18 protein-coding genes are annotated in these 15,985 nt (G+C 38.6%); 4 read left to right on the top strand and 14 right to left on the bottom strand.

Features of this window, described 5'->3' with window-relative positions; genetic code table 11:
• Positions 1-142: 142 nt before the first annotated feature.
• From AC6I5C_RS04415 to AC6I5C_RS04395, 5 genes are read right to left on the bottom strand one after another with little or no spacing between them, the layout of a single operon-like run.
• Positions 143-1,390 carry an NAD(P)/FAD-dependent oxidoreductase gene (locus AC6I5C_RS04415; RefSeq protein ID WP_497904108.1) on the bottom strand — a complete coding sequence of 416 codons (1,248 nt, stop codon included), beginning with the start codon at positions 1,388-1,390 and terminating at the stop codon, positions 143-145.
• 10 nt (positions 1,391-1,400) lie between these two features.
• Positions 1,401-2,411 carry a 4-hydroxyproline epimerase gene (locus AC6I5C_RS04410; protein ID WP_497904107.1) on the bottom strand — a complete coding sequence of 337 codons (1,011 nt, stop codon included), beginning with the start codon at positions 2,409-2,411 and terminating at the stop codon, positions 1,401-1,403.
• 13 nt (positions 2,412-2,424) lie between these two features.
• Positions 2,425-4,182 (bottom strand): DUF885 domain-containing protein, encoded by a 1,758-nt coding sequence (locus AC6I5C_RS04405; RefSeq protein ID WP_497904106.1) that lies wholly within the window; start codon positions 4,180-4,182, stop codon positions 2,425-2,427.
• Position 4,183: 1 nt separating this feature from the next.
• Positions 4,184-5,767, bottom strand: coding sequence for an aldehyde dehydrogenase (NADP(+)) (locus AC6I5C_RS04400; RefSeq protein WP_497904105.1), 1,584 nt, complete (start codon positions 5,765-5,767; stop codon positions 4,184-4,186).
• Position 5,768: 1 nt separating this feature from the next.
• Positions 5,769-6,680: a dihydrodipicolinate synthase family protein gene (locus AC6I5C_RS04395; RefSeq protein ID WP_497904104.1), complete on the bottom strand. Its 912-nt coding sequence runs from the start codon at positions 6,678-6,680 to the stop codon at positions 5,769-5,771.
• Between the two features lie 142 nt (positions 6,681-6,822).
• On the opposite strand from AC6I5C_RS04395, the gene AC6I5C_RS04390 reads away from it, so the two are divergent.
• Positions 6,823-7,674 carry an AraC family transcriptional regulator gene (locus AC6I5C_RS04390; protein WP_497904103.1) on the top strand — a complete coding sequence of 284 codons (852 nt, stop codon included), beginning with the start codon at positions 6,823-6,825 and terminating at the stop codon, positions 7,672-7,674.
• Entirely contained in the window at positions 7,671-7,814 is a 144-nt protein-coding gene (locus AC6I5C_RS04385) for a hypothetical protein (RefSeq protein ID WP_497904102.1), read from the top strand. The genes AC6I5C_RS04390 and AC6I5C_RS04385 overlap by 4 nt, the downstream gene beginning before the upstream one ends.
• On the opposite strand, the gene AC6I5C_RS04380 is transcribed toward AC6I5C_RS04385, so the two are convergent.
• The 9 genes from AC6I5C_RS04380 to AC6I5C_RS04340 form a co-directional block, all read right to left on the bottom strand.
• Entirely contained in the window at positions 7,815-8,393 is a 579-nt protein-coding gene (locus tag AC6I5C_RS04380; protein ID WP_497904101.1) for a PhnA domain-containing protein, read from the bottom strand. It lies immediately after the preceding gene.
• 92 nt (positions 8,394-8,485) lie between these two features.
• A complete protein-coding gene (locus tag AC6I5C_RS04375) occupies positions 8,486-9,313 on the bottom strand; it encodes a hypothetical protein (RefSeq protein WP_497904100.1) in 828 nt (275 codons plus the stop codon).
• Between the two features lie 209 nt (positions 9,314-9,522).
• Positions 9,523-9,882, bottom strand: coding sequence for an MmcQ/YjbR family DNA-binding protein (locus AC6I5C_RS04370; protein WP_076662387.1), 360 nt, complete (start codon positions 9,880-9,882; stop codon positions 9,523-9,525).
• A 2-nt stretch (positions 9,883-9,884) separates the two neighbouring features.
• Positions 9,885-10,232 carry a DUF4260 domain-containing protein gene (locus AC6I5C_RS04365; protein ID WP_497904099.1) on the bottom strand — a complete coding sequence of 116 codons (348 nt, stop codon included), beginning with the start codon at positions 10,230-10,232 and terminating at the stop codon, positions 9,885-9,887.
• A 1-nt stretch (position 10,233) separates the two neighbouring features.
• Positions 10,234-10,980: a cyclase family protein gene (locus AC6I5C_RS04360; RefSeq protein ID WP_497904098.1), complete on the bottom strand. Its 747-nt coding sequence runs from the start codon at positions 10,978-10,980 to the stop codon at positions 10,234-10,236.
• A gap of 108 nt (positions 10,981-11,088) precedes the next feature.
• Positions 11,089-12,225 carry a radical SAM family heme chaperone HemW gene (gene hemW / locus AC6I5C_RS04355; RefSeq protein ID WP_497904097.1) on the bottom strand — a complete coding sequence of 379 codons (1,137 nt, stop codon included), beginning with the start codon at positions 12,223-12,225 and terminating at the stop codon, positions 11,089-11,091.
• Between the two features lie 58 nt (positions 12,226-12,283).
• The gene (locus AC6I5C_RS04350) at positions 12,284-12,613 is read right to left on the bottom strand and encodes a four helix bundle protein (RefSeq protein ID WP_497904096.1); all 330 of its coding nucleotides are present in this window, start codon (positions 12,611-12,613) and stop codon (positions 12,284-12,286) included.
• Positions 12,614-12,632: 19 nt separating this feature from the next.
• Positions 12,633-13,190 (bottom strand): crossover junction endodeoxyribonuclease RuvC, encoded by a 558-nt coding sequence (ruvC, locus tag AC6I5C_RS04345; protein ID WP_053976208.1) that lies wholly within the window; start codon positions 13,188-13,190, stop codon positions 12,633-12,635.
• A 7-nt stretch (positions 13,191-13,197) separates the two neighbouring features.
• Positions 13,198-13,836, bottom strand: coding sequence for a putative outer membrane beta-barrel protein (locus AC6I5C_RS04340; protein ID WP_497904095.1), 639 nt, complete (start codon positions 13,834-13,836; stop codon positions 13,198-13,200).
• A gap of 267 nt (positions 13,837-14,103) precedes the next feature.
• Between AC6I5C_RS04340 and AC6I5C_RS04335 the strand changes: the two genes are divergently transcribed.
• Together AC6I5C_RS04335 and AC6I5C_RS04330 are read left to right on the top strand one after the other, a co-directional pair.
• Complete coding sequence (locus AC6I5C_RS04335) at positions 14,104-14,835, top strand: hypothetical protein (protein WP_497904094.1); 732 nt, start codon at positions 14,104-14,106, stop codon at positions 14,833-14,835.
• Complete coding sequence (locus AC6I5C_RS04330; RefSeq protein ID WP_497904093.1) at positions 14,832-15,956, top strand: glycosyltransferase family 2 protein; 1,125 nt, start codon at positions 14,832-14,834, stop codon at positions 15,954-15,956. The genes AC6I5C_RS04335 and AC6I5C_RS04330 overlap by 4 nt, the downstream gene beginning before the upstream one ends.
• Positions 15,957-15,985: the final 29 nt, after the last annotated feature.

Genomic DNA, 15,985 nt, shown 5'->3' with positions numbered 1-15,985 from the left:
TGGGGCTATTAATCAGTTGACTCACAGGTAAATATCAAAAATTAAAACCTAATCATCTATTATTTTCGACCAAATGCAACAACTTTAGACAACAGGAAAACGGCAAACCAAGGCCATTATCTTTACATTAACATATTGTAAATCAATATTTTCTATCAGGAGAGAAAGAAGTCACAGACATCGATAATTGTTTGTCAGAAATAAGCTCAGAAATCAATTTACCAGTGGCCGTACCCATGGTCCAGCCCATCATGGCATGGCCAGTAGCTATGGTTAAATTACGGCATTTTGAAGATTTGCCTATATATGGAAGCCCATCTGGTGTTACAGGCCTTAAACCTGAAGCCGTCTCCTGTATTTCAGATTTAGTCAAGCTAATGTCTGGATAGTATTGATGGACGGCCTTGGCAATTGCATTGGCTCGAACCTCATTTACATGATCATTGATACCCGCAATCTCCATAGTTCCTGCAAAACGCGTAAATCCATTCATAGGTGTAACGGCCACTTTGGATTCTGCCAATATGGTTGGAATACCTATTCCTGTCTCCCTAGAGGTATTGATACGATAGCCTTTCCCCGCTTGAAGCAATAAGTTCAGTCCTATTTTTTTAGTCAACAAGGGGCTCCAAGAACCTGCGGCCAAGACAAATTCATCGGCCCTTAAACTTCGGCTTGAAGTGTGCATCTGGGTAATTTTTAATCCAGACAAAGTGACGTCCTCAACCTTTTCATTCAACAAAAACCTAACACCTACTTTGTTCAAATAAGTTTTCATCTCAGTCATAAATTCATGAGGCGTACTATGCGAATCACATTTATAGTAAGTCCCACCAATGACATTTAACTCAACATTGGGCTCTAAAGATTTCAATTCCTCCAAACTAATTTCGGAAGCATCCAATCCTTCCTTTTTTGCCATCTGTGCCATGTGGATTTCTTCTTCCAACATCTTTTCAGTTTGGCACAACATCAACAAGCCTTTATGCTCCAATTGAAATGTAAATCCTTCGGAAGCTTTAAGCTCTTTATAAAGCTCCTGACTCAACAAAGAAATTTTCTTGATAACGGGAATGGCTTTTTGAACATGTGCTGAATTACAGCTTTTATTGAAAGCATAGGCCCACTTGAGAAAATCCGCATCCAATCGCGGTTTGATATAAAGCGGACTTGCAGGATCCAACATCCATTTCAAGCCTTGCTTCATAACACCTGGGGCAGACAACGGCACAATATGACTTGGAGACAGATACCCCGCATTGACATATGAAGCACCTCCGTCCATATTAGATTGATCAACCACCGTGACTTGATGCCCTTCTTTATGGAGATAGTATGCAGAACACAGCCCTATAATACCACCTCCGATAACAATCACCCTTTTGCTCATTGCCTACTATTTAAATCACTTGAAACCCCAAAGCATATGGATCATCCTCTGGATCTATTACAATGGTATTATACCCAAAAACTTTTGCCCATCCCGTAATACTTGGAACTATCCCTAATTTTCCATGAAACGGAACCTCCTCTTCAATACGCCCAATAAATGTACTCCCTATAAAGCTCTCATGAATATAATCTTCCCCAACCTTCAATTTATCTTTAGCACACAATTGAGCCATTCTAGCCGAAGTTCCAGTTCCGCAAGGACTCCTATCAATAGCCTTATCACCATAAAACACAGCACTTCTTCCCGAAGAACCAGAATCTATAGGATTCCCAGTCCATAGCACATGGCTAATATCTCTAATCGTAGCATCTTCTGGATGAACAAAATCATCAGGGTACAACTCATTAATGCGTTGTCTAATCACCTTAGAAAATTGGATAAGTTCTGCTCCTGAATAATCCTGAACTCCAGGAAAGTTCTTTTGAGGATCAATAATTGCGTAGAAATTTCCGCCATAAGCCACATCAAAAATCAAAGTTCCCAATGTTGGGCACTCTACTTCCAAACCTTCAGCAGCCAAATAACTCGTAACATTGGTCAACTTTACCCAATCTACTTTATCGCCATTTTTTCCATATTCAATATGAATTACTCCTGCAGGGGCTTCCATTTTAATAACCCCTTCTGTTTTAGGCATAACCAAACCTTCCTGAACAGCTACCGTTATGGTGCCAATGGTTCCGTGGCCGCACATGGGCAAGCACCCTGAAGTTTCAATAAAAATAATTCCAAAGTCGTTAGCGGGATCATGTGGGGGATACAACAAACTACCGCTCATCATATCATGTCCGCGAGGCTCAAACATTAGGCCTTTGCGAATCCAATCAAATTCCTTCAGAAAATGTTGACGCATTTCACTCATGGAATTCCCTTTCAGGAGCGGCGCTCCTTCCTTAATCACCCTAACTGGATTGCCACAAGTATGGGCATCGATACACGCAAAAACATGTTTACTCATATCTTCCTTGGCGTTACTTGGAGTTTTGCTTCCCTGTTTTGGTCTTTTCTATATAATGGTTCACCCGACTTTCCAAAATAGCCAAAGTAACGGTTCCCTGCTCCAATATGACTTCATGAAAATCACGAATGTTGAACTTAGTTCCCAATTCTGCTTCTGCCTTATGACGAAGCTCCCTTATTTTAAGTTCACCAATTTTATAAGACAAGGCTTGGCCTGGCCAAGAAATGTAACGATCGGTTTCGGTGTTGATTTCATGTAACGACAATGCTGTATTAGCTGCCATAAATTCCACCACTTGCTCCCTCGTCCAACCTTTGGCATGGATTCCTGTATCTACCACCAATCTGCAGGCACGCCACATTTCATAGGTCAATTTTCCAAATTCTTCGTAGGGCGTGGTGTAAATACCCATCTCATCAGCCAAGTATTCCGAATACAATCCCCAACCTTCGCCATAAGCGGACAGGTACAAATTCCTTCTAAACTTTGGAATACTATCTCCCAATTCATTGTTTAAACTGCCCTGCAAATGATGTCCAGGAACCGCTTCATGAGCCGTAAGAGCCGGAAGTGTATACAAAGTTCTACTAGGTAAATCATAAGTATTTACCCAGTAATACCCAGGATCCGTGCTTTCCTTTGAGGTGCCAATATAACGTCCCGTGGTGTATTTTGGGGCAATAGCATCGGGCACTGGAGCCACGCCATAGGGTTTTCTTGGCAAGGTTTTAAAATACCTCGGCAATTGCGCATCGATCCGCTTGGCCATATCCCGGGCAATCATCAACAACTCTCTTGGTGTTTTGGCATAAAATTGCGAGTCGGTTCTTAAAAATTTCAAAAAGTCGACAAAGCTTCCTTTATAATTCAAGTCTGAAATAATTTGCTCCATTTCTGCCTTAATTCTCGCCACTTCACTCAGTCCGATTTCATGAATATCCTCTGCCGTATATTCAGTGCTTGTAGTGTAATAATTGATTCTATTTTGGTAAAAATCTTGTCCATTGGGCGTTTCGGACACCCCTAAAGTAGTTCTCGTAGCCGGAAAATATTCGGTTTCAAAAAAGGTCTTGATACGTTTGAATTCGGGAATTACATTAGTTTCAATAGCCGTTTGAGCTGCTCTCAAAACTGAATCCTTTTGCTGTGCTGTTAAACCATGTGGTAAATTTTTAAAGGGCGAATAATAATAACTGTCCTCAAAATTCTCAACAATATTATCATCATAGGTAGACTCATATCCTTTAAAAATCACCAATGGTTGCGATACTCCCTTTTTCAATCCTTCCCGAAGATTTTCAAAATGTTGATCTACAAATTCGGGAATCGCATTCAGCCTATTTAAGTAATCCTTTACTTGTTCATAATTGGTCAACGGTCTTACTTCGTATGTTAAATTGGAGTGAAATCCCGTATCGGAAAGTAAGGGATTGAGGTACTGCTCAAATTCATAATAATCTATAATATCCTGAAGTTCGAAACTCAACAATTCTGCCGAAATTCGATCTGTTTCACTCAAACCTGAAACATCCAATGCCTTTAACTCCTCAAGTTGTGATTTGGCAAATTCAGCCTCGGCTTGATAGTACGTTTTAGTATAGAGCCCCAAGGGATATGTTTTTTCGTCATAGCCCTTATGATCTTCGTAGTGTTTAATAATGGAATCCAGCTCTTGTTTGGCTTTTGGAACTTGAGTCACTGTACTTGATTCTTTTTGGCACCCAAAAAGAGCAAGTATTATAATGAGGCCGATATATTTACAATTCATACTATAATTTGCTTTTGGTTTGGATATTATTGACGAGTCTAGAAATATTCAAAGGGTTATCATTCTTCAATTCATCGGGCAACAATTGATCTGGCCAGTTCTGAAAGCAAAACGGACGCACCCAACGCTTGATGGAATTCACGCCCACAGCTGTAAATCGACTATCGGTAGAGGCTGGAAAAGGTCCGCCATGCACCATAGACGGACAAACCTCAACTCCGGTTGGAACACCATTATAAATCAAACGCCCTACCCTGTTTTGTAAAGCTGAAATGATATGTGGATATTCAGCCGCCTCTTCATCCTCTGCAATCAAAGTAGCCGTTAGCTGTCCTTCCAACTTTAGAATCAATTTTTCCAATTGCTCGATATTTTCACATTGCACCACCATTGTAAATGGGCCAAACACCTCTTGATGTAAGGTAGGATTTTCCAAAAAAACCTTACCATCAACGGTGGTTACTGCTTGTTGCGCATAATTAATTTGGACCTCATCATCATAATTTGCAGTCACCTTCAAACCATCTTGTTGTATTGCCGATTCTTTATTCCTATCGTAAGCCCCCTTTATATTGGGATGCAGCATACACGAAGGTTCAATTTTTAAAATTTCTTCCGAAAGGGTCTCGATGAAATTGTTCAATCCGGAACTTTTAATTCCTAAAATCAAACCTGGATTAGTGCAAAACTGTCCTGTTCCCAAAGTCACCGAATTGGCATAGGTTTTCGCCAAACTTTCAGCTCTTTCCTCCAATGCCTGAGGCAGCAACACGACCGGATTAATACTGCCCATTTCAGCAAACACCGGAATTGGTTCGGGACGTTTGGAGGCCAAATCAAACAAGGCTCGACCTCCTTTTATACTTCCTGTAAACCCGACAGCTTTTACCTGTGGATGCTCCACCAATTGCACACCAACTTCAATACCGCTACTGTTTAAATTTGAAAATACACCATTGGGCATTCCTGTTTTTTCGGCCGCTTTAATCACTGCCGAAGCCACCAATTCTCCAGTTCCCGAATGCATAGGGTGAGATTTTACTATTACCGGACATCCTGCCGCCAAAGCCGCAGCTGTATCGCCTCCCGCTGTTGAATAGGCCAAAGGAAAATTACTGGCCCCAAATACCACCACAGGTCCAATAGGCACCAACATTTTTCGTAAATCAGGTTTCGGGTTGGGTGTTCTATCTGGGTTGGCAGTATCTATGGAAGCTTCTACCCAACTGCCTTCTTTCAATAATTCGGCAAAAGAACGCAATTGCCAAATGGTTCGTGCGCGTTCACCCTCAGCTCTGCCTTTTGCCAACCCCGATTCGGAGCAATACATTTCAATAAGTTCCTCACCCAAATCCAGAATTTCATCGGCAATAGCATCTAAAAACTCAGCTTTTCTAAGACCGGAAATGTTTCTATAAGTTTTAAAAGCTTCGGAAGCCAATGTTACTGCTCGGTCAATTTCATCAGTTGTGGCTTCAGTAAATTCAACGGGATTTTCAATATTGAGTTGCGGATTGAAAGTTTTGTAATCTGTTTCTCCTCCCGCAGAAAGTTGATTTCCTATATAGTTTTTTCCTGTAATCATTCTAGTTGTATTCTGGTACAATTGGCCTATGCCTTAAACTGTCTTCTATGATTTGAATCACATTTGCACGTTCTGTTCCAAACAATGGCAATCTTGGCTTTCTCACATATTCCGTTCCTAAACCTGTATAGACTTCAGCCAATTTGATATTCTGTACTAATTTAGGGTTTATATCCAATTCTAACAATGGCAAAAACCATCGATAAATATCCAAGGCTTCTTGAATTCGGCCAGCCTTTTGAAGTTCATAAATGGCCACCGTTTCCTTTGGAAACGCACACACCAAACCTGCAACCCAACCATCGGCTCCCAATAGCAAACTTTCCAAAGCCAAGGTATCCACCCCTGTCAATATTTTCAATCGGTCTCCGAAGCGGTTCTTAATTCGGGTGATGTTTGTAACATCGCGTGTAGACTCCTTTACCGCCTCAATATTGGGACAGGTTTGCAATAGCTCTTCGAACATATCCAAAGTAACCTCTGTTTTGTAGTCAATTGGGTTGTTGTAAATCATTATGGGCAATGCAGTACTGCTTGCCACTTCCTTAAAATATTCCACCGTTTCTGTTTCGCACGATTTATAACGCATGGGCGGTAACATCATTAAAGCATCGGCGCCACCTGTTTCTGCTTGTTTCGCTGCTGCTATGGCGGCTTTCGTACTTTGTTCCGCGATATTCACCAATACTGGAATTTTCCCATTAATCACCTTTATTGTATGTTGCGTCAAGGTTTGTTTTTCCTTTTCAGTTAAGGTACTTGCTTCTCCCAAGGTGCCTCCCAATACAATGCCATGGATACCGGCATCCAATTGAGCTTTAAGATTATGCTCAAACATCTGCAAATCCAATTCATCATCTTGGGTAAATTTTGTTGTGATAGCAGGCAAAACGCCTTTCCAATCCATTGCCATAATATTGTTTTTAGTTTAATGTAAAACTAGCCAAACCAAACACTTGCAAATGATGCAACCCTATCCAAAATCGATACAATATTATCCAAAAAGGCCAGTCATGATTCCAAATGGACTAATATTTATGTAATTTTAAATCCGCATGAAAGTTTTGCCATTCAAAATACCAAAGCCAGAATTTCACTCACTTGTATATCAAGTTGACATTGCTGCTGTATTTTATGACCAGCTACATCAGCATGAAGAGTTTCAATTAAGCTTTATTGTTGAGGGAAATGGCACGTTGATAGTTGGAGATAGTGTGAACCACTATTCCAAAGGAGATTTTTTGGTAATTGGCAGCAATCTTCCACATGTATTTAGAAGTCATGTCCAAGCTGAAAAAGATTCGCATATGCTGAGCTTATTTTTCACAAAAGCATCCTTTGGAAAACACTTTTTTGAATTGGATGAACTCAAAGAACTCCATCCATTTTTCAAACGTGCAGAACATGGATTTAAGGTGACATCCAACCAAGATCAAATCAAAGCATTGTTCATGCAATTGGAAAAAAGCTCCAAACTTAATCGATTCTTGATCCTATTAGAACTGTTACAATTAGCATCCTCCTCTGAATTTAAAAGTCTTTCTTCCTTTGTTTATGAAAAGACCTACACCAATACAGAAGGTACTCGCATGCGCGATATCATGGAATTCACAGTGAACAATTACCAGAACGATATTAGTTTGGAAGAGATTTCGGAAATTGCCAAAATGACCAAAAATGCCTTTTGCAAGTATTTTAAAAAACGAACAAACAAAAGTTATTTTACGTTTCTTAATGAACTGCGAATTGAGAATGCATGCCGATTACTACAATCGAATAAACATCACACTATCTCAGAAATAAGCTATTTGTGCGGATACAATAACATTTCGAATTTTAACAGACAGTTCAAAAATGTGAAAGCAGTATCCCCAAAACAATTTAGAAACACCTCAGAACGCCTATGAAAACCAAACACCTCTATATCCTTTTGGGCATTGCCTTGCCCATTACCCTTTATGGCGTGATTAGTGGAAAGTTCTTCTTTCTATTTTTGATCCTTCCTTTCGGTTTTGGATTTTTCAACCGAAAGAAAGATGACGAATGATTATATCTTTTTTACGTATTTGGTGATGATTACAATTTGCTGCCCGTCCACTTTTCCTTCGATATATTCGGCATTTTCATGATCTAAGGAAATGCGTCTTACAGCCGTTCCTTGTTTGGCCACCATACTGGAGCCTTTTACCTTTAAATCCTTAATTAAAACCACAGAATCTCCAGCTTGTAGAATAGTGCCATTAGCATCGCGGTGTACAATTTTGCTGCTTTCATCTTCATGCTCTCCCGTAGCTCTTGCCAATGCCAATGCTTCATCGTCCAGATACATCATATCTAACAAATCTTGCGGCCAACCTTGACTACGTAAACGCTGTAACATTCTCCAAGCCATAATTTGCACTGCAACATTTTCATTCCACATACTGTCGTTTAAACATCTCCAATGGTTGGCATCCATCTCTTCATTGCCTTCAATTTGATCTAAACAGGTCTTACAAACCAATACATCATTGGCGACATTTTCATTTAACGAAGGTGGAATGGTATACTGGCTTAAATACTCTGTTGCCCCACACAATTCGCATGTATTATTGCTTCTTTCCTGTAATGTCTGTAATACGCTCATGGTTTCAAGTTTAGATTTGCACAAAAGTAGTGTTTAAATAAAAAAAGGAGCTTTTTAAAAAGCTCCTTTTTACAATAAAAGTTTAATCTTGGTCACTTTCGCAAACCAGCAACTGCAGTATAAATAGCATCGCTATGCACGGGAGTAAAATACTTCCCTTCTAAATCTGCCATCTTCTTTCTAGCGGCTTCATCCTTCCAATAAGCTTTGTAGAGTTCTTCATTTCTATCATACATCTTCTCCAAATCTGCCATAGAATCTAAATAAAAGGCCTCTACAAACACCGTTCTATCCGCCCCATATGCATGAGACTGTGGATAATACCCTTTGATGTATTCATTTTTATGGAACACATTCAACGTATAATCATCGAAAGCCTTTTTAAATTCATCGCCATTTCCATCTTTTGGATAAGCAAAATGTCCCGTTCTTACATACAAGATCTTGTCCTCGGTCATATTATCATCGTTGAATAATTTTGCATTGGGCATCGTGGCATAAATTTCATCGGAGTGATACGGCGAATAATACTTGTTTCGCTTTTCGAAAAAGGATTTTCTAGCACTTTCAGAAGACCATGCCTCCTTTATCAACTCGTCATTGCGATTGGCTGCCAAATCAATATCGTTCCATGTTGGAAATGCTTGGACATACAATAACTCTGTATTGTCAGGGGTCATTCTATGCAAATAAAATCCGGCGGATACCACATGTTCATTTTTGCTGGTGACTTTGTCCAAAAACTCCTTTTCAACAGCTTTCCATTCTTCCATTTTAAAGTCCTTTAAGTCCATGTTCCAATGCATGGTGGTAACAGTTACGTATTGGGGCCTTTTTGAAGTTTCTTGGGCAAAAGCCATGCCCATTTCTACAAATAGCGACAACACCACTAATAGCATTATCCGTTTGGTCGTTTTCATAATTAATTAAGTTTTAAGATTACTATATTGACAACAAAAAATTCAAAAAAACTCAATTTGGGACAACCAAACTTTTGGGGGAAGTTGTTATAAAAAGCTTAATTTCAGTATTCTTTGGGAAGAGATTTATCTTACTAATATACAATATTTTCCTAACATTTAACATGTTAGCACCTTGTAATCATTTCATATTGTTATGAACTGTAATTTTATAACTGCTCTCTAAGTTTTTTGGGCATGGCCTTTACAACCATGTCATAAGAGTGATCAATAAGCTCTAAAACCATGGAAACCGGAATTTCTCCATTAAGGTAAACTGTATTCCAATGCTTATTGTTTAAATGGAAACCAGGAACAATAATACCATCATATTGCTCTCGAAGTTCAATGGCATATTCTGGGTTGCATTTTAAGCTTATGGCCTTCTGCCCAGCCTCCCATTTTTCAAGCGAAATCAAAGCAAACATTTTTCCAAGCACCTTAAACACCAATGTGTCCGCATCAAAAGGGAAATCTTCCGTGGCCTTGTGTTTGCCCAAGCAGTAGTTATGCAACTGTTCAATATCCATACTTACTTCAATTTTCCCAAATGGGTATTTTTAAAGTCATCAAAATATTTCAGGCCAAAGCCAAACATACGATCAAAAGAAGCATGCGAAAACATAATAATGCCCACCAACTTTAGTATTTCAAGTTCGAAATTTACTCCCAATAAAAATAATGCCACCGCAATAGCTTTGTGGTGGCATAAATTATAGGTTATGGCTCCAATTTTTGGATGAGCCAAATAGCCCAACATCCCAATATCTGGAAGCATCAACAACACCAAAAACCACCACCAACTATAGGCTAAAGTGTGAAATGCATATATCCCCAAAAGAAACATTAGCAATTCTTCAGTTTTTAGTGACTGTTTCATACTATTCTATCTTATACAAAATAGGTTTACTTGGTGAGGCATCATTTTCAAAAGGCGCAATTTGAAGGTTTAAGAAATAGGAGCCATCTTCTACATGGTTTGGCACAAAAATAAATTCGGTGATGGTAGCGTCCATTCTTAACTTTCCACTTGTGTTCCAAAATGCATTATGGGCCAAAAGCTCGCCATCGTCCTTTTCTTTATCCACACTTGGCAGATCTACCAACAAATGTTTAATGCCCTTCTTCTTTAAATAAATGGCTGTTTCCTCCAATAAATAGGTAGGGTTGGTATGTGAATATTGCTTAGACAGTTTTTCCTTTGTATTTGGAATCGTCCTAATGATAACCGCATCCCTTTTTTTATTGCCCAAAGCCGTTTGGATCTGCTTTGAAGAAATCACAAAATCATCTCCCAATTTTTCTGGAGCTACAGTAATCACCTCCGCCATGAAGAAAAACTGTTTCAGATTTTGATTAATGGAATGTACCTTTTTGGTAATATGCCCCACACATTCCGTATGCGTACCATGGGAATGCGGATTAAAGGAAATATTGTTGAAATTTATCACAGCACCTTCCTCTACGCTTGCCACCCAATCATCCTCAACAACGGGCTCAATTTTTGGTGGCCCCAAATACCAAGCATTTACATTTGTTACAGATGAAATCATTGGTATTGAAATATCTATGGGCTGAGTTAAATCTATTTTATATTTTTTGGAATTATAATGTATTGTTGCAATCATTAATTATCAATTTTACTAGGTACTCTCTTTAATTTTTTGCTTTAGTTTCAAATATAAGCCTTTTAATTGAGGATTGTTTTTATTTCCTCAAGGCTGAAAGCATAAATTTTAGGATACGAAGAACAGATCGGAAGCAATGCCGTCTGCCAAAAATTTTCCTTTTGAAGTAGTGTGCAAGTTATTGCCTTCATCCGATGAAAATGCCAATACTCCCTGCTCCAAATGAGGTTTGGCAGCTTTTAGGATGTATTCTTTGAAGTTTGGACCAAAATCTCTTTCAATCTTATCCAATGAAACGCCCCAAATGGTTCGCAGTCCAGTCATGACATATTCATTATATTGATCTTCCACACTTAGTTCCTCAACTGCAGATGGTAACTCATCTTTTTCAATGGATTTAATGTAGGCTGAATTATTGGCCACATTCCAACTTCGCGTCGTCCCGTTAAAAGAATGCGCCGAAGGGCCAATCCCTAAATACGGTTTTCCCTGCCAATAGCTGGTATTGTGTTTGGAATAAAACCCAGGTTTTCCAAAATTGGAAATTTCATAATGTACAAAGCCTTCCACATTGGTTCGTTCCATTAAATGGTTGAAATGCTGAAGAGCCAAAGTTTCATCTACAGGTGGGTAAGTTCCTTTTTTCACAAAAGAATCCAAAGCGGTTTTGGGCTCCACAGTTAAAGCATAACTGGAAATGTGCTGTACCCCAAAATCAAAAGCCATTTGCAGGTTTTGATCCCACTTTTGAAGATCCATATCTGGAATTCCGTAAATCAAGTCGATAGTAATATTATCAAACAATTGGGTCGCCAATTCCAAAGCTTGTTTGGCCTCGACAGCATTGTGGGCACGATTCATCCCCTTTAAATCTTCATCAAAAAAAGATTGTATTCCAATACTCAGTCGGTTGATAGGAGAAGCGGCCAGAGCTTTTATTTTTTCAGGAGTTAAATCGTCTGGATTTGCTTCCAAAGTAATTTCTGGAGTTTCAACTACCTTGAAATTCTCATAAACGGCATCCAATAAACACTGAAGTTCTTCTGCAGTCAATAACGAAGGCGTCCCCCCTCCAAAATAAATGGTTTCTATGGTTTCATTTTGGAACTCCTCATGACGCATTTCTAATTCCTGGACCAAGCACTGCAACAATTCATCCTTCTTCTTCAAAGAGGTTGAAAAATGAAAATCGCAATAATAACATGCTTGCTTACAAAACGGGATATGGAAATAGATACCTGACAATTAACAATTAGCAATAAACAATGAAACTACACTGATTATTTATTTAAACGGGTTTTCTTTAATATTGAAAATAAAATTTTGGATGTTTCATCTGTTTTCGAAAATAAATCATAAAAACTTTAATAGAAATATAATCTGAGTCTTTTAAAAGTTGGAGCCAATATTTGGTTTCTAAACTTTCCTTATAAGCTATTGACATTTTTGCTGAGAAGTCGACTGTTGAGATAGCCCCGTTAGCGTCTGCTACATTGGCTCCTATACTTGTACCACATCTCAACAACTGCTTAGAAAGCACAAACTCTTTATGGTTAGCTAAAATGTCCTTATAAACACAAACAATGGCTAAAGCTAATTGATACGATTTATCTGCCAAAGGATTTTCAACCATAACTTTCTCTGCTAATTGGTTATTGCTTATTGATCTTTGAAGAATTCTGCCTTACAAAACTGGCCCAACCAGAATAGCTTTTACCAACTTCTACGCGTCCTTGATTGTAAAAATGACAAACCGCTGCCGCCAATCCATCGGTTGCATCCAAATTTTTAGGCAAAGTTTTTAAGCCCAATAAACTTTGAAGCATTTTGGCCACCTGCTCTTTACTGGCATTTCCGTTTCCGGTAATGGCCATTTTTATTTTTTTGGGAGAATATTCGGTAATTGGTACTTCCCTACTCAAACCTGCCGCCATAGCAACCCCTTGGGCACGGCCCAACTTAAGCATACTCTGCACGTTCTTTCCAAAAAAGGGAGCCTCAATCGCTATTTCATCTGGGTGATGGGTTTCAATCAACTCAATGGTACGCTCAAAAATGAGCTTCAATTTTAGGTAATGATCCTCGTACTTCTTCAAATCGAGCTCGTTGAGCTGTAAAAAAGACATCTTGTTTCCTACTACCTTAATGAGGCCAAACCCCATAATGGTAGTCCCGGGATCGATTCCCAAAATAATTTTTTCCTGCTTCATAAATTCATTAACAATAAGAACAGCCACTCAACGAAATAGAAATTCCTATGGTGACATACATCATATCTCTATGGAATGAATAACCGTCTATAACGGGGTCGTACTTATCTTCTCCCGAAAAAGAGAACACATATCCAAAATCCCCATAAACAGACAAGGTTCTAGACAAACCATAATGCACTTCCAGACCTGCCAAGGCGTTTACAAAGGTATATGTGTTATCTGCATAATTACCCAATGGCTTGGTAAAACTTACCCCAGGACCTGCATGGGCTACAATGGCAATGGGTTCTGGCCAAAACCAAATCAACCTGTTAAAGTCGTAGACGGCCTGAAGATTGATACGTGTATAGTTCATCTTAAACTCTTCTGAATTTTCAGCGTTGGAAGCCCTGTTGAAGCCACCATCCAATTTAGCTCCCCAAGTCTCCGAAAACATATGTTGTAACCCAATGTTTACCGTTGGAAGATTAACATATTCGGTATAAAAAATAGGATCTTTCTCATTATCTATGGGGTTATTAAACCCCACAGCCAATTGCAACTTCCATTCACTAGTGGCATTTTGGGCATCCATAAAGGAAGATACAAACACCATACACATTAACATGAACAGGAATTTTTTGTATTTAAAATTTGAAGTCATCTGATAATATTTGGTTTTATTTGTACTATGCCAACCATAGCTTTTCCCTACAAAACTAAGCAATTCTTCATTGCGCTTCTGAAATTGGGCGTGGTTCTTGGCGTTTTTTATTTTATCTACCAGAAACTGGCAAACTGCAATTCAATTGAATTTACTGAATTTATCCTCTTTTTATCCCAAAAAAGCTTTTTTTCGTTCAACAACCTACTATTCCTGGTTGTTCTAAGCTGTTGTAACTGGTTGTTTGGAATCTACAAATGGCAAGGTTTGGCCAGTTCTATTCAACCTATTTCAGCCAAAGCTTCAGCAGAACAAACCTTAGGTTCTTTAGCGGCCTCATTGCTTACTCCTAACCGTATTGGCGAATATGGAGCCAAAGCCATTTATTTTGCTCCTTCATTACGTAAACGCATAATGGCCTTAAATCTTATAGGAAACTTGAGTCAAATGTGTATTACGACTGTTTTTGGTGCCATTGGATTGTACTTCTTTGCAATCTTATACGATCTACCTTTAGCTATGAACAACCTAAAATGGCCACTACCTCTCGTAATACTTGTTGGTTGCGTTTTAGCTTTGTTGATCGGTTTAAAAAAATTGACAACACCCAAGCAAAGCAAAACACTACAGTTTTTAAGAGAGCTTCCAAAATTAGTATTCTTAAAAACCTTAGGACTTTCATTTCTAAGATATGCTAGCTTTTCCTTTCAATGGTATTGGTTACTTTCTCTATTTGGGATTTCATTGTCATTTGAAAATGCCATGATAGTAGTATCGAGCATGTATCTACTAGCCTCCATCATTCCAAGTTTTACCATTCTTGATGTAGTAATTAAAGGTGGTGTTGCAGTTTATCTATTTGGATTATTGGGAGTACCCGAACTACCCATTATAACTATCACAACCTTAATGTGGATTCTTAACTTAGCAATTCCAGCCATCATTGGCAGTTATTTTGTGCTGATTTTCAAACAACCCAAAACCGAATATTCCCTATGACCTTTATTGTCCTTTTTATTGGCGTGGTATATTTGATCATCATTGCAAAACTTATTGTAGGTTTTGACAAGGTTCCCGATTTTCACCTTCAGGACAACAGTCCTAAAACACAATTTTCTATAATCATTCCCTTCAGGAATGAAACCCAAAACTTGCCCAAACTTTTAAAATCATTTGGCAATCTAAATTACCCTGAATCTCTTTTTGAAATCATCTTTGTAAACGATGAATCCACCGATGATTCTGTTAGCATTATTGAAACCTATTTTTCAGGAAAACAGGTTAATTTTAAAGTGATTCCGAACCATCGCAGCTCAAATTCACCTAAAAAAGATGCCATTTCCACAGCCATAGGCTTGGCAAAAAACGAATGGATTGTTACCACTGATGCCGATTGTATAGTACCAAAATATTGGTTGGATTGTTTTGACGGTTTTATCCAAACCAACAATACAAATTTTATTGTCGGACCTGTTTCCTATCATCATGTAACCTCCTTTTTGGACAGATTTCAACTTTTGGACATTTTGAGCCTTCAAGGGGCTACCATTGGTGGTTTTGGCATTGGCAAACCCTTTCTTTGTAACGGCGCCAATTTGGCCTACAAAAAAGACCTTTTCCACACTCTTAATGGTTTTGAAGGCAACAACGGTATTGCCAGTGGCGATGATATTTTTATGCTTGAGAAAGCTACCAAAACAGGTTTGGATCATGTGCATTACTTGAAAAGCACTGGTGCTATGGTAACCACAACAGCCGAAAAAAGTTTCAAACTCTTAATTTCGCAACGCATCAGGTGGGCTGCAAAAACATCGAAATATTCAGGCTACTTTTCAAAAATTACAGCATTGTCGGTTTTTGCTATGAATGCCATTTTGGTTTGTCTATTACTGTTTTGGATTATGGATATTGCCTCCTTAAGAACGCTTGTATATCTGTTCACCTTAAAATTCTGCATTGATTTCCTACTCATTTTTAAAGCCTCCCGTTTTTTTGAACAGGAACAATATTTAGGCACCTATGTCCCAGCCAGTTTTTTATATCCATTTTTCAGTGTCTACGTGGCCGTAAATTCCATTTTTAAAGGATACAAATGGAAAGGTCGCTCCTACAAAAAATAGGTGACTGTAGTTTATTTTTACTAGCTTTA

It is taken from the genome of Mangrovimonas sp. sgz306409 (assembly GCF_059735265.1).
This window is presented reverse-complemented; position numbering and strand designations above follow the sequence as displayed.